Source organism: Paenibacillus sp. IITD108, from assembly GCF_036541265.1.
Taxonomy (GTDB): Bacteria; Bacillota; Bacilli; order Paenibacillales; family Paenibacillaceae; genus Pristimantibacillus.
Genome location: NZ_JAZHCT010000009.1, coordinates 155,380 through 182,154 on the forward strand (window position 1 = coordinate 155,380; position 26,775 = coordinate 182,154).

Annotated in this window: 20 protein-coding genes; all 20 read right to left on the reverse strand. The window is 48.6% G+C overall.

The features are described 5' to 3' along the window. Positions 1-6: 6 nt before the first annotated feature. Positions 7-2,082, reverse strand: a complete 2,076-nt coding sequence (locus tag V1L65_RS10645) for a phage tail protein (protein WP_331699116.1) — start codon at positions 2,080-2,082, stop codon at positions 7-9. Positions 2,083-2,094: 12 nt separating this feature from the next. Beyond that, the gene (locus V1L65_RS10650; protein ID WP_331699117.1) at positions 2,095-4,254 is read right to left on the reverse strand and encodes a putative baseplate assembly protein; all 2,160 of its coding nucleotides are present in this window, start codon (positions 4,252-4,254) and stop codon (positions 2,095-2,097) included. A 14-nt stretch (positions 4,255-4,268) separates the two neighbouring features. Then, a complete protein-coding gene (locus V1L65_RS10655) occupies positions 4,269-7,388 on the reverse strand; it encodes a baseplate J/gp47 family protein (protein WP_331699118.1) in 3,120 nt (1,039 codons plus the stop codon). 20 nt (positions 7,389-7,408) lie between these two features. Continuing rightward, entirely contained in the window at positions 7,409-7,810 is a 402-nt protein-coding gene (locus tag V1L65_RS10660; RefSeq protein WP_331699119.1) for a GPW/gp25 family protein, read from the reverse strand. Between the two features lie 25 nt (positions 7,811-7,835). Then, a complete protein-coding gene (locus tag V1L65_RS10665) occupies positions 7,836-8,552 on the reverse strand; it encodes a phage baseplate assembly protein V (protein ID WP_331699120.1) in 717 nt (238 codons plus the stop codon). A 6-nt stretch (positions 8,553-8,558) separates the two neighbouring features. Continuing rightward, positions 8,559-9,659, reverse strand: coding sequence for a phage late control D family protein (locus V1L65_RS10670; protein WP_331699121.1), 1,101 nt, complete (start codon positions 9,657-9,659; stop codon positions 8,559-8,561). Positions 9,660-9,676: 17 nt separating this feature from the next. Beyond that, complete coding sequence (locus V1L65_RS10675) at positions 9,677-10,306, reverse strand: CIS tube protein (protein WP_331699122.1); 630 nt, start codon at positions 10,304-10,306, stop codon at positions 9,677-9,679. Between the two features lie 194 nt (positions 10,307-10,500). Then, entirely contained in the window at positions 10,501-13,692 is a 3,192-nt protein-coding gene (locus tag V1L65_RS10680) for a hypothetical protein (RefSeq protein ID WP_331699123.1), read from the reverse strand. A 54-nt stretch (positions 13,693-13,746) separates the two neighbouring features. Next, positions 13,747-14,190 (reverse strand): phage tail protein, encoded by a 444-nt coding sequence (locus tag V1L65_RS10685; protein WP_331699124.1) that lies wholly within the window; start codon positions 14,188-14,190, stop codon positions 13,747-13,749. A 12-nt stretch (positions 14,191-14,202) separates the two neighbouring features. After that, positions 14,203-14,412, reverse strand: a complete 210-nt coding sequence (locus tag V1L65_RS10690; protein WP_331699161.1) for a DUF6760 family protein — start codon at positions 14,410-14,412, stop codon at positions 14,203-14,205. Continuing rightward, positions 14,391-14,768, reverse strand: coding sequence for a phage tail assembly protein (locus tag V1L65_RS10695; protein WP_331699125.1), 378 nt, complete (start codon positions 14,766-14,768; stop codon positions 14,391-14,393). The genes V1L65_RS10690 and V1L65_RS10695 overlap by 22 nt, the downstream gene beginning before the upstream one ends. Positions 14,769-14,929: 161 nt before the next feature. Then, positions 14,930-15,367, reverse strand: a complete 438-nt coding sequence (locus tag V1L65_RS10700; protein WP_331699126.1) for a phage tail protein — start codon at positions 15,365-15,367, stop codon at positions 14,930-14,932. A gap of 56 nt (positions 15,368-15,423) precedes the next feature. Next, positions 15,424-17,109, reverse strand: coding sequence for a phage tail sheath family protein (locus tag V1L65_RS10705; protein ID WP_331699127.1), 1,686 nt, complete (start codon positions 17,107-17,109; stop codon positions 15,424-15,426). Between the two features lie 36 nt (positions 17,110-17,145). Beyond that, the gene (locus V1L65_RS10710) at positions 17,146-17,718 is read right to left on the reverse strand and encodes a DUF4255 domain-containing protein (RefSeq protein ID WP_331699128.1); all 573 of its coding nucleotides are present in this window, start codon (positions 17,716-17,718) and stop codon (positions 17,146-17,148) included. Then, positions 17,715-19,934 (reverse strand): ATP-binding protein, encoded by a 2,220-nt coding sequence (locus V1L65_RS10715; protein ID WP_331699129.1) that lies wholly within the window; start codon positions 19,932-19,934, stop codon positions 17,715-17,717. Before V1L65_RS10715 ends, V1L65_RS10710 begins: the two co-directional genes overlap by 4 nt. Positions 19,935-19,939: 5 nt before the next feature. Beyond that, the gene (locus V1L65_RS10720; protein WP_331699130.1) at positions 19,940-21,325 is read right to left on the reverse strand and encodes a PP2C family protein-serine/threonine phosphatase; all 1,386 of its coding nucleotides are present in this window, start codon (positions 21,323-21,325) and stop codon (positions 19,940-19,942) included. Continuing rightward, positions 21,322-21,660, reverse strand: a complete 339-nt coding sequence (locus tag V1L65_RS10725) for an STAS domain-containing protein (RefSeq protein WP_331699131.1) — start codon at positions 21,658-21,660, stop codon at positions 21,322-21,324. Before V1L65_RS10725 ends, V1L65_RS10720 begins: the two co-directional genes overlap by 4 nt. Before the next feature lie 5 nt (positions 21,661-21,665). Beyond that, a complete protein-coding gene (locus V1L65_RS10730; RefSeq protein WP_331699132.1) occupies positions 21,666-22,130 on the reverse strand; it encodes an ATP-binding protein in 465 nt (154 codons plus the stop codon). Between the two features lie 49 nt (positions 22,131-22,179). Beyond that, on the reverse strand, positions 22,180-25,173 hold the full coding sequence (locus V1L65_RS10735; RefSeq protein ID WP_331699133.1) for a cyclic nucleotide-binding domain-containing protein: 2,994 nt from the start codon (positions 25,171-25,173) through the stop codon (positions 22,180-22,182). Positions 25,174-25,202: 29 nt separating this feature from the next. Then, positions 25,203-26,648, reverse strand: a complete 1,446-nt coding sequence (locus V1L65_RS10740) for a hypothetical protein (RefSeq protein ID WP_331699134.1) — start codon at positions 26,646-26,648, stop codon at positions 25,203-25,205. Positions 26,649-26,775: the final 127 nt, after the last annotated feature.

Here is a 26,775-nt window from a genome sequence, read left to right on the forward strand (position 1 = left end):
TTGCATTTATTCCAAACGAGAATTGAGGCCCAGTCTCGTATGCTGGTCCATCCGGTTTTCCTGTCCAACATCTATCGTAATCGTATGATGGGGCATTGACGAACGGCCATCGAGCGTCAGCAATGTCGGTTCAGACAATATCGTATTCATGCCCAAATACGAATGCAGGTCCATATACACCCACGGCTGCAAAATAATGAGCTTAAACGTCGCGAAAGCAGGCTTATAAGCATCGATCAGCTGCTGAAGGGATACCCGCTTCAACTCCGTATCTACCGTTTCCGCCTTGACCAGCACATTAAACATATGCGGTTCAGCCGCATACAAGCGGTCTGCCACCTCGCCCAGCTCGACATTTTCCTTAAGCGGCTTTACTTGCTCATATTCCAAAATGATCGGTTTTTCGCCCGTGTAAATCTCGATCAACCGCTCCAGAGCCGCTTTTGTGCCGCGCAAGCTATACAGCTGCGGGGCGGCCTTGAGCAGCTTGCGCAGCTGTTCATCGCTCCAATCATCCTCCGTCTCGATGCCTAGCCAGCCAAGCAGCCAGCGAAGCGAGCTGCCCGTTACCTGATTAGCTTCAAGAATACGTGTAACTCCCTGAATCGAATCGTCCACCTGCTCGATCATCGTTTGAAAAATACTCAAATAGCGTGATAGAAAATCACTAGAATGCTCGTCCTGCTGATAAAGTGCCGGCAAATAATCCAAATAGCTTTGGCGCGGAAAGTAAACCTCCATGCTTCGAATGCCGGGCGCATTATTCGCAGAACCGATCAGCTCCACGTACAACCAAAGGTAGCGTCCCTTTGCCTTGTGAATAAGCGCATCCTGCGGGTCCTTTAAAGGTGTTGACCAATATGGCGCCAGCAAAGCCAGCCTTTCCTCTATCGGTCTTCGTTCATCAGCCAAAAAACGTTCTATCGTCGTACGCTCTTGACCCAGCCATATTTCACGACTATCCGAGGCATAATAGCGGATATTCATTTGCGTATCATTTTGACGCGTTGCTTGCAAGACCAGCCTGTGCCACTGTGTCTCTGCCTCTCCACTGTCAAGCGCTTCGCTGATCCAAATACCCATCCGGCTGCCGGTCGCTTTCCAGACAGCCGGCTCGGATACCGGTACAATGCGAAAAACCAAGCGCTGATCTGCATTCCATATATACAAACAGCTATGTCCTGCAATTAACAGCTCGCCAGCTGCATTGCCGGTATAGCCGTGCTTCATTACAGCTCCCTTAGCATTCAAAGCAAGCAAGGAGCATACATTCCGATCCTGCTTCTCCGCCAGCAGCAGCCATAGCAAATTTTCCTCTGTGCAGCATAATGAAATCATTTCACAGCTGTCAGGCAAAAAATCCATATTGCTTAAAGAAGCATAATTTCTTAGCAAATCCACTTCAATCAGCTGCTGCGTATAGCGATCCATTATCCAGCATGTTGGTGATTTTCCTAAAACAATTTGAAATCTGCTGCCGGATTGCATGTGAGGTTCGGCTTCACCCGCGCTGTTGTCGACTGCAGCTGCGTCAAGCGGAATGCGATAGGCCGGCAAGCCGGAAACATCGAAGCGAAGCAGCTGCAGCTCTGTCTCAGCGCCTAGTGTCGCTATTGCAAGCCAGCCCCCGGAATGATCCGGCGCGATCGCTTGAATATGAAAGCTTTCTTCATACCAATTGTCTGTTGTCCAGCGAATTTGCGATTTATCAATTTGCAGCGCCTCCAGCCTGCTGCTTTCACCTTGAACGGAAATTACTACCGCTTCACCCGCTGCCGCAATATACGTTGGACTCCCCGCGTTCTCTTCAAGCTGAATTATTTTCTCCGAATATCGGCTTGCAGCATCCATTCGCCATACTGTCCTCTGCTCATCCAGCACGTACCAGCGCCCTTCAGAATCTGCTGCTGTATTTGTCACTCCAGCTATATGCTCGCTGGAAGCCAGCTGATAGCGGCTTTGATGGCGATAGACCTTTTCCCTTACGATACTATAGCCGTCTTTTTGATGCTCCAGCTGCATGGAAAAACCTCTGGCCCAATCCGGAGCTCTACGAAATGAGAAAAAAGTGCGATCACTCATCCAAACAGCCTCCTATCCGCTTGCAACAATAAATTCAATGTCATGATCTCCTGATATGGCAAGGCCGTTCGGCGGAATGCGAATATCCCCGCCCTCATCGACGAATGCGTGATTACCCTCGGCTGACAGCCAGACATCCTGTATATACTGAATACCGGGAACGCGATGGATAATGTTGAATACATCGCTTTTATAAATGGTTTTGCCAAACTCCCAGCCCGCCTGACCTTCGCTGCCATAGGGCTGCAGCCACTGCTGCAGCGCATGCCGCACTTCATGCTCTCTTCCTTCATAGCGCGGATGCACGACAACTATGGATCTGACAGTTACTTTTATATAATCCGGCGGGATTACATGCAGAGTTGTAGTAAGCAGACGATACGGCTCCAAATGCGTTCGAATCGTATGCAGCATGCCTTCTGTCGGATACGGCAGCGGACTGCGGCTATAGGGCACAACAACTACCGCGATATGACCAAGCTCACTATTGCCGGCAGCTGCGCCTCTTCGCGGATTGTAGCCATTAATCGCTTTGATGCGCACTAGTCGCAAGCCTGGTATTTCCCCTACGCGCTTCTCGATATCTTGCGCCGTAATGCCGCATTTAGGTTCTAAAACCGCAAGCTTTGCCCGCTGCAGCGCAGCTTGCAGCGATTCCTCCTCCATGCCTCCATATGCCGGAAACAGGTTCGTTACATGCAAGGGAATGTTGAAATAATCCAGCTCGTGAATGGTGTCTGCTTTTACATTACCGGCTGCTCCGGTCCCTATTCTGTAATCTATAATTCTAATGTTGGGCTGCGTGCAAGCTGGGGGCACGACACCATGAACGCCATCGGAAAAGCGAATGACACCTTCTTCTGTATCAATAATATAGTGAAGGCTTGCATCATCCGACTCGTCAAAATCATACACCCGTTCCCAGTCCTGCCATAGCATCGTTTGCTTATCATCAGCAAGCCAGCCGACCTGAATGCCGAGCGTGCCGGCAAGCAGCGGCTGGACTGGCAATACATACTGCTGATGAGATATGCCGGTACCGGTCCCCAAATAAATATGACGGCTGAATTCCCTTGCATTGGCAATTACCCGAATACTTTCCTTGCCGCTTGGCAATTCCACATTAGTTTGAAACTGCAGGCTGGCCAGCTCATCCGTATAATTAATCCAATAGCTCGAGGGGGACACGTCTACCCAACCAGCTTTGGTACGAAATTGTACTGCCAGCTCGCTCTGCAGAAACAGCCCATGCTCGAGCATGATGTCCGGATCAGCCTGACTGCCGGCCTCTTTGCCATTAAAGCATACCGCCATACTAAGCGTTTGACCTTGCGTCGCAAATACTTCATTCCATACCATTCGGCGTATGCGTGGCGGATCGTTATAGCCCCCTCCAGCAAGCAATGCGCGAATACGGCGCACCTGCCTGGCCCCTTTTGGTATCGCAAATAAAATAGGACCGCTTTGCTGCAGGCCATAGGTTTCATCCCGCTCCATCTGAAGCGGACGCCAGCCGTCAGCTTCTTGCTCCCCGTTATCAGCCGTATGCCAATAGCTCCATTCGATTTGCCCTGAAGGAGTAAAATGCTTGTATCTGGCCGGAATACGGTGGGCAGGATCCTGGTCGTCCAGCTCGATCCACAGCGAGAGCGGCAGCAGCTGAGGCAGCGCCTTCCCCAGCGCAATAACCATGCTCGCTCCCGCTTCAGCCTGTTGACCGAATGGATAAAACGTCACTCTGCCCGAGGTCATATCCTCTTCTATTTTATTAGCGCCGTCCTTTGTATAAGTCGTAATTTCCTGATTAGAATCCGGCAGCACTGTAATCGCACGGATCGTTTCAAAAGGCAAATCTCTCACGCGCAAAAGCGTACCATAAGGGATATACATCGGATACGGCGATTTTGAAATACTGACAGAAGTCGTCGAAGGAACGACATCGCGCGTAGTCTCGCCAAGCAAGCGCAGAAATTTGCGGTCATGGCTGGCTGTAATACGATCCGTTTGAAACTGCTGCATTTCCAGATGCCAAGCGAGCAGCTCCAGCAAAGTAATGCCGGGATCATGAGCATTCTCATCCGTCCACTCAGGAATAATACCCGGGATCAGACTGCGCGCTTCGCTTACAAGCTGTTCAAAGCTGCGATCATCCAAATTCGGTAAAGGCAACATGCTTACTCCCCCTTTTATCTGTGCAGCTCAACGATAAGCCGGTGCTTGCCAGCAGTTACTACGCTGTTCGGCAGCTGGTCCATGCGATCGGGATTCCATTCCTGCCGCTCGCCATCCTCTACCTTATAGACATCGAGAGCGAGCTGCGGAATATGTACAACGGCGCTTAGCGACTTCATCAACGCATAGAACATGGAGGAATGGATGCGCTCGCCGATGCCCCAGCCTTTCCCGTCCGCCCCACCGGTTATAGGGTGAAGAAATTGATCAAGCTTTCGCAGCAGCTCGTTCTCTACAGGCACAAGCTGCTCCATGCTGCGCACCCATACGGTAGCGCAGACGCCTATTTCCAAAATAGCCGGTCTGATTACGTGCAGCTTGCCAGGAAATGCCGTGCCTGCTGAGGCTTTTGCAATAAGACTGGTCTCGACAGCCCGCTGTATTTCCTGGAATTGAACATCGCTGCCCATACCGGATTTTGGCAAAATAACGATCGAAACTGCTCCAGCCTCTTTATTGAGCAGGCGGTTAACGTTAGGCAAGCATTTGACTTTTGCTACGTTGGAGTGAGCTTCACGAGCCAGCCACTCGTAATCCTGTGCGGTGACGGCACGATGGCGATGCACAAAACGCTTGGCCCCCCGCTCTGACGCTTCCTCCAGCGTGCCGGCGTCACAGCCGCCTGCTGCCGGATAATGGTTAGTCACCTTTTCCACAAAAGCAATCGAGCTTTGCAGCGTTTGAATGGAATGAGCCGGCACATTGCCCTTCTCTCCCCCTCCGCATGCATAGGTGACTCTTACAATATCGTTGCCGCTGGCAGGCAGCGCCTTGCCTGATTGGCCATTGCCAAAGGTAATGCGTCCTGTTGCCCGGTCAATGCGGTAATGCCGGTCAGACGGAGCGGAATGCAGCCACTGCAGGGCAGGCGTATACTGCACCCAAACACGCATAGCTTCCTGTTCCGAATCCTCTATTATGTCGAGCTTCAAGCCGGATTGCTGCAGCTGGGCCAGCTCACCGGGCAGCAGCGCCTCTGTTTCGTCAACCCATACCTCTTCTCTCAGCACGGGAGTTTGTGATAACACGTAATGCGCGTTAGGCTGCCCGGACATATCCTCCTGCTGCTCCAGCTGTCTCGGAAACTCATTGACAATCGTATTTTGCTGTACGGCAAGTGTTGTATTGAGCAGCAGCTCACGAATTCGAGGGCTGACTGCAGCAGAGCTTACAGCATTGAAGCGCTCATCCCGATTAATGGCCCGAAGCCAGTAGCATTGCTTGCCATAATGCATCGTCCTCGCAAAATCCGCAGGTCCCGCAAATTGAATCGTTCCGCTTTTCGTAAATCCATTTGTATCATCGGCAACAGGCAAAGCTGTCCAGACGGAATGCGAGCCTGTTCTGCGCAAATATTGCCATTCCATCAAAGGCGGATTTTGCCCTACTGACCTTGAAGCTGCAATATCAGCGTACAAATGAATCGGTCCCCGCTCTGGCGGCGTATCAAAGCCCAGCCATACCGCTGGCGCTTGACCTTCCAAAGCTGTAAAGGGGCGGATGGGCATTCCGCCAGCCTGCACCTCATGTGTTCGGTCCAAAAGCTCCAAATTATTGTAAGCAAGCAATTGCTCAGGACTGTGAACAGGCTTTTCATAACCGTATCGAATATGCAAATTTTGAATATGCGGTGAATAGTAAACGGCATTAGATGAATAAGCATTCGTAATTTGCAATATTCTTGCGCGAATCCAATAATTTTCTTCTGCATTAACGATAATTTTTGCTATATCATCGGGGCAGCAGTAAGACACTTCAAAAACCATACGCCCTTCCCATACCGTTTGAAACAACGTGCGTGATTCCGGCGTTACAGGCAGGATTGCCCATGAGCGTCCGTTCCAATACTCCCACTGCAGGGTTGCAATCGTCACCATATCAGGGATATCCTGCGCGTCCACGATTTCACGGCGCATAATCGGCTTCCATTGAATAGGCTTCGGATGCTCAGGAATCATGCGATGAGGGACAAGCTCGGCATCGAATTTTATGTTGATTGTTGCACTTCGCTTTGAGAACGCCTCTTCGCTGGCGATATAAAACAAGCCATACGGTGCAAAAATTTGTCCGAATGGATAATAGCTGTTATCCGCAATAAGCTGAACATCATTAAAATATAATCGATCAGGAACCAAGCCTGACCGCTCGGAGGCTGCTGCATATTCGCTTTTGACCAGCATACGTTCAAATTGTGCTTTTCCGAGCAGGGAGGCTGCTTTGTGCTGATCATTCCCAAGAACACGGCAGCGGATAAAATAACCGTAGTCTCCATGGCATTCCACCTGCCGTACGGCATACGGACTAAGCTTCACAAGGCGGATAATATTGCCTTTGCCATAAGCCCGGTCAAAGCTTTGCCAGCCCTCGCCAGTCCAATACTCCCAGGCAACCTGCTTCAGATCAGTCATCCAGCCGGCGGCCTCATCAGCAGCGCTGCCATGCTGCGAATGAAGCAGGGTCAGTTCAATAAAGGACGGCCCATGAAGCAAAAATAAAAAATCGTGGCGTATATATAAAACATGCTCCTGCATATTTTGTCCTTCAAGGCCGAATAAAGCTATGCCTCTTCCGTCATGCTCCTTGAGCAGTCCGTTATCGCCAATCATTACGATTCGATCCTGCTTCGGACTGACAGAAATAACATCGGTCAGTTTAGCGGTTGTAAGCAGCACGGGCTGAACAGTTTCAAACAATACAGACTCGGCTTCATCCGCATGGCTCGCAGCTGCTTGTACGCCTTTATCCACAAATATGGAGTGCGGTGTCCCTTCCGCAAGCTTAAAGGTCAAATAGGCAAGCGCAGGCATAGCCGGTGCAAGTGCAACATTAAAATGATTTAAAAAGGTGATAAAGCTTTTATAAGGCACCTGATTCAAACGTTTAATATTGCCTTCCAGCAAGTGAGCGAATAATAGGGCTAGAGCTGTGCCAAGATCAGGATTGTCCGGACTAAAGCGCCACTCAGGAGCATAGCTCGGCGACATCTTTTTCATCTGCTCCATCAGCTGTGTCTTTGTGCGATTGTCAATGATCGGAATATTGCTGTAAAATCCCTTATCTGTACGCTCTTTCATCAATTATCTCTCTCCGCCTGTTAATGTGATCCCTCAAATAAATAATAAGGGTATACCTGATTAAACAGGTTATTGGTCGTGCGAACGGTATACTTGACGTGGATCAGCAGTCTTTGCTCCTGGCCTGTCTCCCGCTCTACCTGTACTTCTACTTCATGCACGCGCGGCTCCCATGTCCGTACAGCTTCCTCAACCTCAGCCTCTATTAAGCGCAGCGTCGTATCATCATTTCCCTCAAATAAATAACGGTTAATGCTGCAGCCGTAATCGGGCCGCATAATCCGCTCGCCCTTGGACGTCCCTATTATGATTTTGATCGCTTCTGCGATGTCATCCTCATACTGGATATGCCTTATGCGTCCTGTTACCTCGTCCACTTCAATGGGAAACTTCCAGCCGCGCCCAAGAAAATCCTTTGACATCCTCATTCCTCATCTCATGCCCAAATTAATTGATTTTGACGATAGAGCCTTTAACAGTCACAATTCCGTCAGATTTCAGATTAAGGGCAGCGCTTGCCTTAAGATCCAGCGTAGCCGTAGCCTCCAACGCAATTTGCGCTGCCTTCAGCTTAACTTCCTTCACGCTTTCAATTGTGACAGTTCCTTTATTGTTCAGCATAATTTTGCTCGAACCGCTGGCCAGCTCAATTTGATTGGCAGAGCCGCCTTTTATTTTGAGCGTATGCTGTCCGCTTTTCTCCTGCAGCGTAATTTGGTCCTGTTTATCCGACAGCACCAATGCATGTCCGGATTGCGTTTTCAGCGTTATTTTACCATCGCCGTCTGTATCGTCGAAAATAATTTCATGCCCTGCTCTGGTCGTAATTTTACGTATATTGTTGCGCTCATCCTTGCCATTAGGAGGAGGCGCATTTTTGTTCCACATGCTGCCAATTACAATTGGCTCGCGCAAATCCCCCATTTGAAAAGCAATCAGCACCTCATCGCCAACCTCCGGCAAAAATAAGGAGCCGCGCTGCTTGCCTGCCATGAGTGTCGCAACACGCGCCCAATTCATTGCATTTTGATTATCCAGCACAGGAATTTTCACACGTACACGTCCTAGATTCTCGGGATCCTTGTTGTCCGTTACTATGCCTATGTATACACCGTTAACCAATCCAAGCAGCTCATCATTTCTACCTTGCAGCGAATCATACATGGCTGGCTACACCGCATTTCCTTGCACGCTCATACGCGTCGAGTAGCCTGACTCGTCGACTGTATGTGCAGCGCTTTTTATGTAATAAGGCTGATTAAGCTTTTTTCCGAGGCCATCCAGCTTGATGAATCGCCCGGCGCGTATTTCCGGCAGGCCAATACACTCCGCTTCACCCGTAACAAGCCTCATTGCTCGCTCATTGAGCGCGGCATCAGCCTTCTCCCTTGCATCCTGATAGTCCTCTGCATTCAAATAAAGAAACTCTTCAAAGCTGCCCAGCTTTTTCATAATATCCTGCCCTGTTGCCGGATTCGTTCCAATCCGCTGCACACTTGAAGCAGAGCCCTCAATAACCTGCTGCGTGCTGGAATCCCAGCTCCTTACAGTTACTCCCGATACTTGCTCTGCGATATTGTGCTCCACATGAAAATAAAGTAAATGCTTGCCCCAGGATAAGGTCATTAACGGAGATTTGCTTTGATTTCTTTTGCGAAAATATAATGTTTTTCCAACGATAAAAAATTCATAGTTAATGCTATACGCCAATGTTTGCAAAAACTGATAGTCATTCTCCGGTTTTTTCGGAAACGTGGCGAGTACGTTATTCGTATCATCAACAACAAAGCTGTTAGCGCCATACTGTTGACCAAGCTCCTTGACCATATCAGACAGCTTTTTATTTGACCACGTTTTAGCCTTGCGTCCCAGCATCATTTTGAAGGACAGATCCATCCCGGTTACAATCAGTTTAGGGGTTTCATTTTGCTGAAATTCTATATTAACGGCTGTAATGTAGCCGAAGAAAACGGGAGTCATGCGGTCCAAATAGCCCATATGAATTTCGAGCGTGCTGCCTAGCGTCAAGCTTTTTTCGAGCCACTGAAAGTCACGCGTAACCAAATTGTAGGCGTTGACAATAGAGAAGGTAGCCGTATCTGCTTCGCGGGTCGTTGTCGTTTCGACTGTAACGTAGCTTATAGCCATTCCTTCACGGACAACATCCTTGTTGTCCACCATTATTTTGTAGCCTGGCGCGATAAAGTTCCGATATTTCGTCTCAAGCTGCTCAAACGTAAATTTGTCTGTATTCAGCTTCAAATTGCTCATAACCGTTCTCCCTCGCTTCAGCCATACAGGCGTGGAATTTTAATGACTGTGCCTGGCTCCAGCCTTTTCGGATTTTCAATACCGTTTGCTCGGGCAATTTCGCGCCATAGCCCCGGTTCCTCATATTCCTCGGCAGCAATTTGCCAAAGCTGATCCCCCTGCTTTACCGTACGCTGCTTGGTCCGATCGGCCGATTGGCGCGGAATATTTTTGAACTGCTCCGTGATGCTTTGAACGGCACGAAAAGTAACTTTCAGCGTCGCTCGAACCGGAAGGCCCGAGTCTAAAAACATCGTGTATCTTTGCGACACCTTCACTGCCACGCCTTTGAATTGCAGTGTCCCCCATACAAACTTGCATAGCGGCGGCGCGTGCAAATCTTTATCGACTTCCAGCAATCCCGCAATTTGCATCGTTTTCTGCCGGACATCAGTGCCTGCCTCGTAAGTATCGAAAAACAAATCCATATTGAGCGAGGTAGACTCGCCGCTGACAAATTGAGCAATTGGCAGCGACAGGCCGGGGACTGTCTGCCAGGAATATTCATTGGAGGCGTCCATGCTGTATTCCGTCGGATTGAACATAACGTCAATTTGTTCTGTGCTATGTCCGCGATCAATCCAAATCATCGCTTTCTTAAGTGCCAACCCTTTCACTCTCCAATCGATTTTCTGATTATGGATAAGAGCAACAAGCAATAGAAAGGGGGGCCGCTGCGATCAAAAATGAGCATCCTGCCGCTGTTGTAGTCCAATTTTTATGAATAAGCACCCCTGTAATAGATAAAAGTGGCCTACAAAGGCGGACGCTGCCGCTTCTCCATCCCCATTCTTGCCCTCAATCATAATCCTCTACGCTGCTGCTCCAGCCGCATCCTGCGAGAAAACTCTCTGTACATTTGGTCTGTAAGCTGCTTGATATTCATTTGAGGCGTTGCTGCTTGTTCCTTTACCTGCAATAGTTCCTTTTCTACGCCTTTAATAGCGTCCTTCAAGCTTGTCATCGCTTCCTTTTGCGCCAGATCCTTTGGCGGGGTGCGCTGCAGCACATGAAGCGCAGCTTCCTTATGCGGTGCAGCATGCGAGCGGCTTACAATTTGCTGCTTTTTAGCAGCTATATCCGCAGATTTACGATGGACAATCGCCGAAGTTTGAGCGCCATTAATGATTTGTTGGTCCCCTGGAGTACCGAGCGAAACAACGCTTACGGTTTTGGGGCTAATCCCATCACTTATCGTCTGGGCTGAGCTGTTAATTTGCATATTCGCATACTTACGGGCCTTTGTGGCAAGCTGTCGTTTTTCTGCGTGCATGAATACTCTGATTTGTGCCAAAGAAGCTGCTTTTTCGCTTAATGGAGACTGCCGACGAATAGGAGAAATTTTGTTCATTTTCACATATGCTTTAGTTATTGCTCGTATACTACTCACTGTGAATTGCTGCTCAAGCTGCTGGTTTTTTATTTCTGCAGGCAGGTTATTCATGGCACGAGCATTCGACATAGCACGCTGTTGTTCTAAACTCACTGGCACTGTGTTCACTAGCAGCTTCTTCATATGCTCAATCTGGGCTAATTGTGGCAGTTCCTTACGACGAGCCACGGATTGTAACGGCTTTGAGCTACTTGTGAATGTTGCTGCTTGCGGCAACTGTACAGTATGAACTTTTACGACAGTATGCTGCTTCTCCTTGTGATGAGCTTGTGCAACAGTATGCTTCACCTCATGACGACGAACATTTACGACAGTATGCTGATTTTCCTTATGATGAACTTGTGCAGCAGTATGCTGCTTCCCCTTGTGATGAGCTTGTGCAACAGTATGCTGCTTCCCCTTGTGATGAGCTTGTGAAACAGTATGCTTCACCTCATGACGATGAACTTTTACGACAGTATGCTGATTCTCCTGGCGATGGACTTTTACGACAGTATGCTGTTTCTCCTTGTGATGAGTTTGCGCATCAGTATGCTGCTTCTCCCCGCGATTAGCTTTCACGGCAGCATGCTGTTTCTCCTCGTGTTGAACGTTTACGACAGTACGCCGTTTCTCCTGGCGATATGCTTCTGCTGCTGTCTGTCTATACAGAGCGGCAGCCTTCGAATGCAGTTGTTCCGCTATATGCTCAGTTTCCGCCAAGTGACGCTGCACCTTAGCTCTAAAACTTGCAACAAGCGGCTGGCCAGCTTGCTTTTGGATTAAATTTGCAAGCTGCCCGGACATCGCTTTAATCGATTGGATTTTTACAAGCTGACCTGCTTTCATTTGGCCTTTTGATGTATTGCTTGCACTCATATACAACTTAACTGGCTTTAAGCTAACTGGATCCCGCACCTCTATTGAAAGCTTCTTGTTATTATCTTGGGCAGCAACCTTGACAGCTTCCTCTAATCGATCGACAGCTGACACCTGCAATTCCGCTCTTTTGCGTTTAACAAGCTTTGACAAGCTCTCGGCACGTTCAGGAGTAATGCTGTTAAGCCGCGCAGCTTTCCCTAGCCTCTGCTTTTTAACATTCGGATGCGATAAGCTTTCTTCCGCAAGTGTAACTCGTGCTCTGACATCCTCACTGATATACCGTTTTAGCATCAATGTATGGCTAGCTTCCTTAATCGCGTTGTTACCATTTGATTGGCTAGCTGTATCTCGTATTTTTCTATGTACAAACCGGGATGCATTTTTCAAACTCAGTCTTTTAATGACATTAACTGTCTCTGTCGCTAATTGGACAGCAGCAGCTCTATCAATTCCGTTTCGCTTCATTGCAACCGTCTCATCTGCCTGGCTAGCGGCGGGAGACAAGGGAGCTTTTTGCTGAAGGCGAGCAGCCTGCTTGGAATGAAATTTAACTGCATTAAAAAATAATGCTGCACCTTGCTTGAACTGCTCTGACTTCCACTTCGTTTCAATAGGACTTCCTGTTTCATGCAATTGATCTTGACGCATAGCGCTAAAATGTTTAATACGACGAATGACTCGTCTTGCCCAATAATTTGGATGAATTGAATTTACAGGTGCATTTGATAATTCTTTTTTTACTACTTGTTTAGAATCAATTGTCTGCGTCTGTTGCAATGACTTCTTATGCGCAAGAAGAACATCGGATGCTATATTACGGAAGCCCATTGATTTTTTTGTGTGTCGGACTTGATTTTGCGTTGAATTTTCAAGCTGAGATTGATCTCGAACAAGCTGCTTGATTTGGCGGATTAATTGTCGCTCGGTTTGTTTATCTGGCTGGCCTCTCTCATGGTCCAAACGTTTCCCGCTTTGAACCTGCTCTTGTCCTAAATGTTGTTTAAACCTATTTTCCATGGAAATGACTACGTCATTTTTGCTTAAAACGGATTGCTCCGAACTGCTTAAACCATGCTTGACCTGCACAAGCAGCTGTTGAAGCAGCTGCTTTGTTTCTGTTCTGCTGACCGTATGCTTAAGCAAATAGCCGGAAGCTAATCTTCCAGGCCGTTTACTGAGGCTTTCTCTTTCAGCATGAAGCCCCATAGTCCTCCATAACACTTTGCTAAGAATAGAATGCTCCGTCTTAAGCAGCCTTGCTGAGACAGCATTTCCAGTAACAGATGGCTGGTTATTGTCTCTCTGCTGCTCTTCGCGCCGTTTGTGCTCTAATCTGCGGGGATCACTGTTAAGTCCGCGCAGCCTCGTTTGATCAGACTGTCGCTGTTCATCGCCAAATCCAATCTTCACCGATTTTGCAGACTTTGCCTCTACTAGCCGAGCTTTACTTTTGCCAAATGATTCAGCAAGCGTTGTTTGTTGGCCTGCTAGCCTTGCAAGCTCTGTTATGCGATTCATAATCGAGACATGCAGAGCTATAGGGGAATACGTCCGTGATATAGACAGGTGAATATGATGCTGCCTTGAAGCAGAACGGCGCTTGGCGTCCTGCCGCTCCAAATATATTAAAGCCCCATTGCGCTGCGGATTGCCAATCATCCAGCCATACTTGGAAGCGAGGCGGATTGCAAAAAACCCGTCGGTCAACTGTATGGGGCGCAATACTTCCGATTCCTTCATCTACCTGCCTTCCCCCTTGTCTATATCACAGACGTATGCAGCTGCAATCAGCTGTTACATCATCTTGAAGCCGTTATGCGTCAGTTCAATATATTCCACTGCAATTTCACTTGCTGAAGCATTAAGATCCGGACCGGACCATTTCGTCGGATAAGCATCGTAAAAATTCCAGCGCCGAAACTCCTGATCCCGTTCGTTATACAAAATAATCGAGCCGCTTTTCCGCTCAATTTGGCCCTCGACCACATTGGCGTACCAATTCCAAAGCTCATCGGACAAGGTCATGCCGCGCTTGAGGCTAAGCGGCACATGTTTCGTTCGCGAAGGAAAACGATGGACAAATTGGTTCAGTCCCCCTTCGGCATACTCCTCCGTATCCGTCTCAACGGCCAGGCCTCCTACCTCGGAAAACCCTGCTACGAGCAGACCATCAAGCTCAACCATAAATCTATAAGAGCCTACCAGCTGCATTCTTGCCTGCTCTGACTGCTGCTTCATCCACTTCACCTCTTACTTGAATACATCAAACGGATTATGCCGTTCAGGCTCATCACTCATTTTCCGATTGATTCTGGAAATTTCTTCGCACCATTTTCGACGCTCGCGGTGCTCCATGTTCATTATTTGTTCATGACTCCAATGGAAGTAGTAAGCAATAAAGCCAGCCTCCTCATAAAGCCGCTCCTCCGGATAGACGCTTAGGCTCCTTCCATTACGGATAAAAAAGAGATATCCACCTCATGCTCATGATCACATTTTGGACAAACCGCCTGCACGGAAAGCTTTTCTGTTTCATTTATTTCACGATAAAAGTTTTGCAAAAATGCCAGATCCGCTGTAAACATGCGCTCAATTGTTTTTGTATCTACAGCGCGCAGATCACCCAGCTTCGTTATTACACGGGCAAGCAATATAATCGTTAAATAGCCCGGGTTTTGCTGTACGCGCTGATCGCGCATCGGCAATATTTCATCGGCAGCTGTAGCCAGCCTCATCGTACCTCTTCGGTGAAGATTGCCGTTCTCATCTACGAAACCCCGCGGCAGCTCAAAATCATATTCTGTCTGAAAGGACATCCTTACGCCTCCTCAAATTTCCACTTTTTTTAGACTGATTGTGCAGCATCCTGCAAGCTCAGCTTCCAATCGGAACAGAAATAGCGGAAGGAACAACATTAAGCAACGTTGTTCCCTGCCACTTCCGTTTGCCCACAAAATCAGTGCAGCGATTCCTTCATCTACTGCGTACGCAGCATACCCTCATGCGTAAGCTCAAGCAGCTCGATTGCAACCTCGGATGCGGTCGCGTTGAAGTCTGGCGCTGTATATTTCGTAGGCCATGCTTCAATGACTTGCCAAGTGGCCACATCCTCACCCTCTTCGTTAATGGCAATAATGGTAACCGTTTTGCGTTCTACACTGCCTTCAACGATACAATCCTGTACCCATTCAAAAAGATCCATCGACTCTGTCGAGCCCCATTTCAACGAAATATTGCCATACTTCGCGAGTCCTGGAAGCTTACGCGGAGTAATAACATCTGTTCCTTCACGGTACTCAATCACATCAAGAGAAGCATCGAAGCCCGAAACCTCGCTAAAGCCTGCCTGCTCAATGCCTTCCACCTCTACACGGAATCGAAACTTGCGGTATGGATCATTGCGTTCGCCTGCCATTGCTACATCTTCCTCTCTAATCTATTCATTATCAAATCAATTTCATATTTTCAGCCTTATTGTTCATTCGTTTTTTGAGTAATGCGGAATACTACAAACTCAGCAGGCTTCACCGGCGCGATGCCAATGACACAGATCAAGCGGCCGTTGTCGATATCATCCTGCGTCATTGTCTTGCTGCTGATATCAATGTAAAAAGCTTCGCTCGGCGATGAGCCTTGTAATGCGCCGCCACGCCATACCCTTGTAAGGAATGCGTCAATGGTACGGTGCACCTTTGCCCATAAACGCTCGTCATTCGGCTCAAAAACTACCCAGTTCGTCCCTGCTTTAATAGACTCCTCCACAAAAATAAACAATCGGCGAATATTAATATATTTCCACAATGCGTTGGAAGACGTCGTGCGTGCACCCCAAATTCGGATGCCTTGGCCGGAGAAGCTGCGGATTAAATTGACGCCTTTGGGATTCAGCACATCCTGCTCGCCCTTGTTATACTGCACATCCAGGCCGGTTACGCCGCGAACGACTTCATTGGCAGGCGCTTTTTCCACACCGCGCGTGCTGTCGCTGCGTGCATAGACACCTGCAACGGTTCCAGACGGAGGAACAAAAATATTGCGTTTTTCTGCAGGATCAAATACTTGCAGCCAGGGATTGTACATCGCAGCATAGCTGGAATCGAATATATCGCGATGCGACAGCACTTCCTGCACCTTCGTTTTTTCTCTCGGTATATCGAGTATTGCAAAACGGCTGCCCAAGTTCTCGCAATGAGCGACTAGCGCCAGCTGAACTGCCGGTTCCGTTATGCCCGGTACAGACATAATGCTGGCCTGGTCATTATCGATAAAGGCTTGAATGCCTGTGCGCTTGCCAGGTCCGTTGTCCTCGCCTATAAAGCTTGCAGGAGACAAGCCGTCAAGCGAACCGTCCTTGCCCCCAGCAAGCACGATAGAATATTTATCCTGATCAGCAAATAATTGCGCTACTGCTGCTTGCTCCGCCGCTTCTATTTTTACTAATGTCGACCGCTCAGCCACTTTGCTCACATAATTTGCAGCTGCTGCATTGAAGGAGCATTTTTCGAATGTCTCCATTTCTAGCCCATAAGCAATATGTAATGTGAATTCCGAGGTAGATAATACTTTACTTGGCAGCAGGCCGTTATCTGTCGGGTCACCCTCCAGCGGCTGCTCCAGCTCAATTATATGATCCTGCACCTTCACCACTTTATTGGACACAATGCCGGTACCATCAAAAAACTTGACCTCATCGCCATCATGAAAGCCTGCACTGCTTTTTACGCGGTATTTCCCTTCGCCCAAGTCCTCGAAGATTTGCGTTTTTGCTTTGCTTGAAGGCTCACAGAAGATTTTGGCATCATTGCCCCAGGAGCCTGGGTTTTTGGCTGTAATTCTAAACAGCTCGCTTTCGCTTGAAGCAGCTGCACTATCCGTTGGTGCCACACGCATAATATAAGCCTGCGAGCCGCCATTAGTAAAAAACTGATCGACCGCATAAGCCAAATAACGATAAGAGCCAAACTGATTTTCTTTTAAATATGACCCATAACAACGCTTAAACTCATTCATGCTAGTTACAAGGAGCGGCAAGCCTTCCACTGGGCCGCGTTCGGCAAGTCCTATAAAGCCTGCCATACTCGTGCTTACTCCAGACAGCGGCTGACCCGCTGAATCAAATTCCTCCACATATACACCGGGTGACAAATATTCAGCCATCGTAATTCCCCTTTCACGTTTGGAAAATAGTTGATTTTATTTTTGCTTCGTCGTTACAAGACGCTCTCGTACTCTGCCAACAGCTTTCGTACGGGTAGAATCCAGAAATACTGGGCCCAGCCTATAACTAAGCGATAGCTTGTACGGTGTATTAGGAAACAGGCTTAACACCGATTCCAGCGGCATCTCCTCCTTCACAAGCCTATAGGCACCATCCGTGCCGGCCAGCGAGCCGACCAGATCATTGCCCTTTAGAACGCTGTGATCGTGCAGCAGCTGCATGACCTTGCCTATCATTCTCTGCTCATCAATCGCTTTCGTCAGCACATCAGAGGCGGAGTGGGCCGTAATCAAATAATAGAGATCAAGGGCAATAGGCGGGTATCGCATACGATCCCCCTGGTCAATTAAATCACTGCTTCTTACATCTGTATTTTCCTTAATTTCATACAGGAAGAGGCTTATATTCATATCTCCCTTATCATTAGGGTGGGCCAGCCCGACGCCGTCCGAATGAGCGACCAGCTCAGGAACCAGCGCTTCGCGCAGCACCTTCGCCAAGGATAAGCCTATATCGGCAATGACTGAATAATCTGCGATTGTGCTCACCCCCTCCAATACTGTGCATACGGCCCAAGCCGATCCTTCAGCAGCAGCTTCCCGGTTTTTTTATACTCTTGGATTGCTCCTTCCACCATATGCTTCATATGAAGCTCGGAGCCCTCCTCTGCTGCCAGAAATGCCGCAGTCAAAATAATATTTTTGATAGGCCCGCCGGTAAGCTCAAAGGTCTGTGCCAAAAAAGTGAAATCCAACGACTTCGAATGAAGCTGCTTAGGCAGGGAAGCTCTCCAAAGCTGCTCTCTTTGAGCTGTATCCGGAAAAGGATATTTAATAATAAATTGAATTCGCCTTGTAAAAGCTTCATCCAGATTTTGCGCAAAGTTTGTTGCCAATATGGTAAGCCCGTCGTATTCCTCCATCTTCTGAAGCAAAAACGAGGTTTCCATATTTGCGTATTTATCGTGTGAATCCTTTACTTCTGACCGCTTGCCAAACAAGGAATCCGCTTCGTCAAAAAACAGTATCGCTCCGCTTTTTCTGGCCTGATCAAAAATATCGCTCAAGTTTTTTTCCGTTTCGCCAATGTACTTGCTGACAACTCGCGATAAATCGATGCGGTACAGTTCAGCGTCCATTTCTCTGGCCATGACGAGCGCCGACATTGTTTTGCCTGTGCCAGGCGGTCCCGTAAACATCATGCTGACGCCCCTGCCATAAGGAAGCACACGATCAAATCCCCACACCTGCATAACCTGATAACGATTTTTCACCCGATTGCATGCCTGTCTTAACAGCCCAATTGTGTCTTCCGGCAAAATAAGATCAGACCATTCGAACTTCGGATCTACTTTAACAGCCTTTTGTTCCAGCTGATGCTGTACGATGCGATAAGCCGATTGATGAAGCCGCTTAACCTTACGATCTGCCCCTAACTCTGACTCCGCCATAAACTTCTCGCCATTAACACTGTACCTGCACCATTCTTCATCCCGCCCTGCCTGATCCGCTGCAGCTGCAATATAACCGGGAGTAAAACGGAACTTGCCGGCAAGTCGCTGTGCTTCGTAATCTTTCAGCTCCATCCATGACCCGGATAACTGCTGCCAGAGCAGTCGGCTCTGGTCAAAATGAGGAAGAGGCAGATGGACGTTTATATAACGGCTTCGCAGGCCTATCCCTCTAAATTCCTTTCTGCTCAGCAGCAAGATCGGCCTATCGCATTGCTGCAATCTGTCGGCTAGCCAAAGCAGCCTCACATCCGTCTCTTCACCTTTGACAAGCTCGTCCATATGATCAAGAACCGGCAGAGCATTATACAACCGTGCTTCTAACATAAATTGCTCAAGCTTGCTTCGAAATGCGGGTAAGTCCGCTGGTGCAAACAACAAGCTCATTTCCATATAGGCAAATCCAAGGGAACGTGCGGCATGCATCGCCTGAAAGTTTTTTCCGCTGCCGGCTTCACCGTGAATATTCCAGATAAGTCCTTTATCCAGACCTTGCGTCTTCGCATAATGAATAATTTGCTGATGTGTTTCTTGGTGAATGAGAAGAGGCGGAAGCTCATTCAACTCCTCCTCGCTAATTCGCCTTATACCCAGCCCGCTGGTCTGCGAAATGCCCAGCAGGAAATGAATCATAAACCGCCCAAGCGTCAGCGTCTCTTTCAGCACCGATGATTCATCGGCGGAACGGACCGGGTAGGACAACAGCATAGAGCGCAGCACAGAATGCGGATTAGTCAGTTGCTTGTAAAGCAGCCTTCTTTCAAGCTTGCTTTTGCAGCATATCCGCAGCAGCAATTCAAGCGTTACATGCTGGCAATTCATATCGTCCTGAATATAGCCGTACAGCTTCCAATATTTGCGGTCAATATGCGGTGCGAGCGCTGCAATCAGAACACGCACCTCCCAGCTATGCAGGCCGAGCTCTCCCTCCAGCACATGGACGGGCAGCCGCTCCCCCTTCTGCTTGCTATTGTTAGCTTTTGCGGCAATCCGCTGCTCCAGCTGCTCCAGCAGCTGCTGCTGCTCGCTTGACAGTTCGGCCGCTGTATCCGAGCTAAGCAGCGCAAAAGCTTCCTCCTCGCTAAAATACATGCCTGGATAAGCAGCTGCACGCTCACTGCCTTCTTTTAAGGCCGATATTTGCTCCAGCTCAAGCTCCAGCCTGACATCCAGCATGATCAGCTCGTCCCGCACATACTGTTCCGCATGCTCATAACAATCGGTCAAGGTAGATAATTGAAGCATCGTTTCCATATCGTTCAATTCCTATCTGCTTCTTTTTGTGCTGCCGGCAAATATGCAATAGACATAACTGCAATATCATCCGCTTGCGGCTGACCGCCGCAAAATAAGCGGACATCGTTTATAAGATGTTCATTCAGCTGCTCAGGCTTAGCAGAAGCTATATTGCTCAATAATTCGTATAAACGCTCAGTTCCATATAGTTGCTTTTCTGTATTTAATGCTTCCGTAATGCCATCAGTATAAAAGACTAGCGTATCTTGTTCCGTAATCTGCGCCACATTCTCGACATATTGCGCACTGCCAATTACACCAATCGGCAAATTTCGATCTCCGGACAGCAGCCTTGCTTCACCATTAGAAAGCCATATAGGCGGGCAATGCCCGCCGTTGCAATAAACAAGCCGGCCCGTGTCCAAATTGAAGCTGGCTAAAAAAATAGTGGCAAACATCGTAGAATCCTCAGTGCTCAGCTCTTCATTAATGGCTTGCATAATTGCGGCAGGAGATGTCCATTCTCTCGCCTTCGCTTTAATCCAAATCATCAAGCCGGATAGGAAAAGAGCTGCCGGCATCCCCTTGTCCGATACATCACCCAAGCAAAGCAGCAACGTTCGCTCGTCCAACAAGGTGTAGTAGAAAAAATCCCCTCCCACCTCTCTTGCCGGTATTAGCTGAGCGCTTAGCTGTACCCGCTCTGCTGCAAGCTCATACTGGGGGAGAAAGCTTTGCTGAATTTGCCTTGCAAACAACATTTCGCTCTCCATGCGCTGCTTAGCGGCAGTCGTAACACGCAGGTTTTCCATAGATTCCAGCAGCGCCTCGTACAACAGCATATTTTCCAGCGCTATCGCAGCAGGAGAAGCGAGCATTTCCAGCAGGCGCAAATCCTGCTTGCGGAACGTTTTACCGCCTTGCTTGTTAATAACCTGAAGCACACCCAGCAGCTTGTCCGCCGACACGACAGGCACGCACAGCATATTGCGCGTCGCTACCTTCACCTTGTCGGCCACTCGTGCCGACCAGCGCTCATCCTTGCCGGCATCGGGAATGAGCAGCGGCTGGCGCGTAGCTGCAACATAGCCAGCCACTCCTTCGCCTGGCTGCAGGCGGATTTGCTTAACCTGCTCATGCCGCTCTCCTGTAGCCACCTCAAAGTACAGCTCACCGGTCTTTTCATCCACAAGCAGCACAGATGAGCCTTCAGCCTGCAAGGCCTTCGCTGCTGCAGCCATCATTTTTTCAAGCAGCGTCTTCCGCTCCATCGAAGAGCTTAATTCCATACTTACGTTCAACAGCAAGCTGGCCCTTCTGCTTGACTTGACTAAGTACCTAATCATCAGGATAGCGACACAAATGACGAATGCAGCTGCTGCAATAATCGCTACGGTCAATACACTCACTCTCCACTGGCTATTCGTACGTTCTGAATGGCTTCCTGGCGTGAAGCCGCAATTGAAAAAACAGCTGTAAAGCCCGACATTTGAAACACTTCTTCAACCATTCCGGAAAGTCCGCATAGGACGAGCTGGCCGCCAATTGCTTTCGTTTTTTTCATAGCCAGCAGCATGACTCGAAGCCCCGCGCTGCTTATATATTCCAGCTGCTCCATATCGAAAACAAACCGCTGCTCTCCTGCGGCAACTGCCTCTAAAAAACACTTCTCCACCTCTGCCATCGTCAAGCCATCGAGCCGGCCCGTTAAGTTCAATACGGAATAATCAGCTTGTCTATCCATATGTATCACTGCTTCTCTCTCCCTTCTTCTTCAAGCTCCATCGTAAAATAGTTGTAGCTTCCTGCCCGATTGTAGCGGCATAACCGCGTTTTTTTTCGAATAAAGTAGATGCCGAGCCCTCCTATCGGACGATGCTGCCCGGGCAAATTAATATTAGGCAGTTCATATTGCAACGGATTAAAGGGCTTGCCGTTATCTATAAATAAAATCCAAACCTTCCTAGGAACATAAGCGGAGGCTCGAGCTGTAATTTGGATATAAGGCAAATCGTCATGGGACCTGTTTTTAAAGCCGTAGTGAACGATATTCACGAACCATTCCTCGCATACGAGCTGCAGCGCCGCTTGGTGCTTGGCTGAGAGCTGGAAATTTTCACCGATTTTTTGCAGCCAATGCAACAAAACGGTCCATTGCTCCAGCTCCGCTGCAAGTCCGATTGATTGCACATGCTCCTTTGCCTCATGCTTCATATCCATCCTCCTTCAAGTTTTGTGAAGCCAACCTTACTCGCTGTCGCCCTTAGCCCAGCTTGATGAATAGCTGCTCCAGCGTACGCAGCCTCATACTCATCGCTCTTAGCAAGCCAACCCCTATTTCCGGATATAAACGAACGAGCTTGGTCATTTCCTTGCTTTCAATTTGCAGCACTTTTGCCTCTCCAAAAATAACCTGGGCATCTATCGAAGAGGGCTGGTCATCGAACAAGCTCGTTTCACCAATTGTTTGAAGCTCGCCAAGCACGCTAATCGTGCCTTCCAGACCCGCTTCATTTATCCCGCTCAGCTCCACATGGCCCGACATAATAATGGTAAGCAGCTGTCCCTGCTGACCTTGCTGCAGCAGCAGCTCTCCATCCGGAAATACCTTCTCGCGGGCAATGCTGGCAATCCGCCCGAGCTCCTCAATCGAAATGTTTTGAAATAACGGCACTTGCTTAAGAAATGTAATCTTATCGAGCGCGCTCAAGTATTCCCAATTATTCATTAGCAGCTCCCCTCCATCTCCTGCTCCTGCCTTGATCGCTATAGCCTGCAGCCAGGAATCCGTTACCTCGCTTTGATCCCCGTTATGATCGTCCGGCTGCATAGATTCATCCGCTTGCTGGCGATAAAAACCAAGCAGTGCGCCGCTTAACCGGGCGTTGCCAAGGTTTTCGGATAATACCTCCAGGCCGTTATCACGCAGCTCCTCATCCTTGCTTTCCAAAGCGGCACGAAGCTTCGCAATTACCCGTTCATCATGGATGGATAGCATAACCTGCCACACCGTATCCAAAATAAAACCTTCTATTTCCTTCGCTCTAGCCCTTGCCAGCCCCGTCCATTCCGGCTGATTTTGCATAGCAATCCGTTTCACAATGCGATAGCCTGCTGATAGTGCTGCCAATCGTTTTGCGCATGAGGCTATAACCGCTTGCAGATGTATCTGTTCTGTATCCAGCCGCATCATTACCGCAACTGCCGTTGTCCAAATATCATCTTGGGGAGAATCTATAAACCGAAGCAGCTCCGGCAATGCGTCAGCCCCAATAGCGAGCAGCCCATCCTCAATGGCCGAACGCAGCTCCTTGTCACTCCCAACCAGCATTTCCATAAAGCTTACGACCAGCTCAGCTCCGCCTAATTTTCCCATTGTCCTTACCGAAGCTAATTTCACTGCAGCGATATCAGAAAGCGCGCTCATCATTACATCCATATACAATTCCTTTAGCTTGCGCTCGCTAATAAGCTGACAAGCCAGCACAGCCATTTGTTGTGAGCCGCTTAGCAATTTGCGCATATCCTCATACAGCAGCGCACCTTCGTCCATCCCCCGCCAAGCTTCCATACGTACCAAAAGACTGTCATCCTTATAAGCTCGTTCCAAATAGTACTTTTTTTCCGTTCCCGTTCTGGCCGCAATCAGGAGCTGGCGGTAAGCGGCAGTACGTACCTTTTCATGAGCGTCCGCCGTGAACAGCTCCATTTCTCTTATCGTCCGCTCAGACCAGCTGTCTGCATGCAGCGCTGCAAGGGCAGCTGCTTTCTGCTCGCCATCATGCTGGCATGCATATTGCCATAAAGGCGCGCCCAAGGCAGGATGAGGGCGCATGCCCAGCAGCTCTAGCGTAAATTGCCTTATATTTGCATTGGCATGCTGCAGCTGCAAGACGAGCGCTTTGCGAATTCGTTCATGCTTGATGGAATCAAGCAGCTGATCGACAAAATCATGAACAAAGGCAGAGCTGTCCTGCAAATACTTAATAAGCTCCTTCAAATATAGATGGCGTGCGGTCCAGGCTAATATTACAAGTAGCAATGTACAAATCAATCCGATCACAGCCTGCCAGTTCAAGGCAAGCAAAGAAGAGGAATGAAGCATGGAAAGGCCCGAGCCCAACAAAATCCCAACTGAAGCAGCCAGACTTTGTGCAATATAGCGATAACCGTCACGCTGCTGGAGCGGCAGCATCTTGAAAAAGAATTGATAGCTCGGCTCAGCAAAATAGTAAAGCAGCAGGTAAAGCAGCCCGTAGCCGATTGACACCACTATAAGAGCATATTCCGACGCAACCAGCGTGCTAACAAGCAGCAGGCTTGCCAAAAAAATGAGCGCAATGGCAAAAACGGTGTTGCTTGCTCCTAGCCAGTCCATTAATCTGGCTGCTACTATTTGCAATAAAAAAGCGGCGCAAAACAAAATAATAACCATCAAGCCGTAAAAGGAGGTCAACTCCTTCTCCGTCGCAAAGGACGCTTGCGCTACGGTAAAATACTGATATTCGATTAGAAAATAGACCGCTGGCATTAATGTCATAATGCCGATCACGGTAAGCAAAAACGGAGAGCGAATCGTTTGCTTCAAGTAAAACAAGGAGGATTGCTCTGCTCCGCCTTGCTCCTCACCCTGCCCGTTCGTAAAAGGCAGCAAATATTGCCGAATAGAACGGACAAACTGCGGCAGGCCTGCAAGCAGCAGCAGCACCGCCAGCATATACAGCAGCTCAGGACCCAAATAAGCCGCCATTGAATTAGATATAACTCCAGCTGCAATGCCGCCGATAATAGCAGTCAGCACAAATACCGGCATAACCCGCTTCGCCTGCTGTGTCGGACAGAGGTCAAACGCCGTGCTCCACATTAGCAATGTCTGTTGTCTGATAACAAAATTGGAGGATAAAAATAAAACGATATAATACATCGTTATATCCAGCCCAAGCAGCTTGCTTGTCAAAAGCACAGCACCATTCAATAAGCCAATGCCAATAAATAGTCCATACAGCAAAACCATAAATTTCGACTTTGCTGTCCGCTGCGAAAAATAAGAGAGCAGCCAGCCCTCCAACGGCAGCAGAAAAGCCTCTGCAAAATACATGAGAGGCAAATATTGCGTCCCTACGCGACTGTTAAATATCGCCATAAAGGATGTGTAGTTAATCATTTCCGATACACCGGCAAGAAAAAATACCGAGCCCAGCATCCATACCTTGCGCCGATCCTCATGACGCAATTGAAACCATGTTTGTAATCCCATATGCTATATCTCCATCTAACTGATAAGGCTTATATATGTACCCCAAGCCGTTCATAAAGCTGCTGTTTGCTCGGCAGCTTACTCCCATGTAATAAACCGAGCCGTTCGATAATAAGAAAATATTGTTTTTTCTTCTGCCGCACGCCTTGCTTGTACAATAACGCTGCAACAGCAGAAAGCAACTGGTCGTAGCATTGCTGCGCGGAAAGAAAGCCCAACTGCTGTAATTTCTTTCGCTCCGCTTTGTTCCTTTTGGAAAGCGGCAAATGGGCAATGCCCAGGTAACGGTGCACAATATCGCCAGGGGATAATAGTGACTGTCCATAAGCTCTTGCTGAAGCTTTAACAGCGTGATTGCTCCTGCTGCCTTCACTGGCCTTTGTTCCGAAAAGCAGCCACATGAGATGCTCAGGCTGCTCCGAGCTGCCCCGCAGCAAGTCTGTTCCCGCCAGCAACGGGAGCAATTCCTTGCTCCACTTCAGCTGTTCCGCCTCTTCCTCCTTCATTCCAGCAATATGCTCCTGCCGATCACGCTCTTCCAAAGTAGAGCTGTCATCCGGCTCCCAATCGACCTTGTCAACAGCTTCTTCGTTAACCCTGTTTTCTTCCATCAACAGGCTGTATTCAGCATTCTCCTGCTCGTCCTGCAGCTCAGCTCTTGCTCCAGCCGGTTTTTTAGCTTGCTGCTCACTGCCAGCTTTTTTCTCTTCCTTGCGCTGCTGTTGTTCAGCTTCGAATACAGCTTGGCTTACGCGCGTCCAATCGACCCATTCCTTCAGCTCTTTTACAATCGTGACTTGCTTGGCAAACTCGGTAAACCTAAGCCTGCTGCCGGCCGCAAGCCGATGCAAAACCTGCTTTTTGCGAGCGGTCGACAGCAGCTCGAACCGTTGCATCAGCTCCCGTTGCCCTTGCTTATTCGCTTTATAGTTCAGCCATCTCACAATATCACGGTACGGAGCAATAAGCCCTGTCACATTAACGGTGTTATCGGCTTCAAGATGGCGTTCAAGCGCTCCGGATTCGTAAATACTGCCTTCCTTCAACGCTTCATCACGCTGTAAACGAATCTCTTTCAGCGCTTCTATGCTATCGTCAAGTATCTTCCATTTATGCGGCAAAGCCTGCCACAGCTCCAGCTTAGCTATAGAGCCGGCGGCATGAAGGAGGACAGCTTGCCGCTGCTCGGCAGTCAACTTTGCAAAGCGGCGCCATAGCTGCTGATCAGCGTCAGGCAGTTGAATCAGCCTGCTTACGTGAGAACGGGAAGGCTCCTTCATCCCGCGCATGCATTGTCTTTGCAGCTCCAGCCTCTCCAGATCAGCAGCCCTTGTACCGATCCACCTGTTGCCATACATTTGCTGCAAGCTTGCTTGGTACTCTTGCTGCGCTTCATGCCCATGCTGCAGTCTGCTTAGCTTTGGCGCTTCTTTTTCCTGAAGCATAGACAAATGCCGCTCATTTGCCCTCTTCATGGCCTATACCCGCTTTCTTTCCTTCGACATAAATCTCCTTTCTTCACAATATCCGAGATTCATAAAGAACATTGTAACCGGGCTAACAAAATTATTATTTTTAACCATTTATACTGGTTCAAGATGA

Coding starts and splice junctions, on each gene's coding strand:
- V1L65_RS10645 (WP_331699116.1), bottom strand. CDS start 2,082: ATGAGTGATCGCACTTTTTTCTCATTTCGTAGAGCTCCGGATTGGGCC.
- V1L65_RS10650 (WP_331699117.1), bottom strand. CDS start 4,254: ATGTTGCCTTTACCGAATTTGGATGATCGCAGCTTTGAACAGCTTGTA.
- V1L65_RS10655 (WP_331699118.1), bottom strand. CDS start 7,388: ATGAAAGAGCGTACAGATAAGGGATTTTACAGCAATATTCCGATCATT.
- V1L65_RS10660 (WP_331699119.1), bottom strand. CDS start 7,810: ATGTCAAAGGATTTTCTTGGGCGCGGCTGGAAGTTTCCCATTGAAGTG.
- V1L65_RS10665 (WP_331699120.1), bottom strand. CDS start 8,552: ATGTATGATTCGCTGCAAGGTAGAAATGATGAGCTGCTTGGATTGGTT.
- V1L65_RS10670 (WP_331699121.1), bottom strand. CDS start 9,659: ATGAGCAATTTGAAGCTGAATACAGACAAATTTACGTTTGAGCAGCTT.
- V1L65_RS10680 (WP_331699123.1), bottom strand. CDS start 13,692: ATGAAGGAATCGGAAGTATTGCGCCCCATACAGTTGACCGACGGGTTT.
- V1L65_RS10685 (WP_331699124.1), bottom strand. CDS start 14,190: ATGAAGCAGCAGTCAGAGCAGGCAAGAATGCAGCTGGTAGGCTCTTAT.
- V1L65_RS10695 (WP_331699125.1), bottom strand. CDS start 14,768: ATGTCCTTTCAGACAGAATATGATTTTGAGCTGCCGCGGGGTTTCGTA.
- V1L65_RS10700 (WP_331699126.1), bottom strand. CDS start 15,367: ATGGCAGGCGAACGCAATGATCCATACCGCAAGTTTCGATTCCGTGTA.
- V1L65_RS10705 (WP_331699127.1), bottom strand. CDS start 17,109: ATGGCTGAATATTTGTCACCCGGTGTATATGTGGAGGAATTTGATTCA.
- V1L65_RS10715 (WP_331699129.1), bottom strand. CDS start 19,934: ATGGAAACGATGCTTCAATTATCTACCTTGACCGATTGTTATGAGCAT.
- V1L65_RS10725 (WP_331699131.1), bottom strand. CDS start 21,660: ATGGATAGACAAGCTGATTATTCCGTATTGAACTTAACGGGCCGGCTC.
- V1L65_RS10730 (WP_331699132.1), bottom strand. CDS start 22,130: ATGAAGCATGAGGCAAAGGAGCATGTGCAATCAATCGGACTTGCAGCG.
- V1L65_RS10735 (WP_331699133.1), bottom strand. CDS start 25,173: ATGGGATTACAAACATGGTTTCAATTGCGTCATGAGGATCGGCGCAAG.
- V1L65_RS10740 (WP_331699134.1), bottom strand. CDS start 26,648: ATGAAGAGGGCAAATGAGCGGCATTTGTCTATGCTTCAGGAAAAAGAA.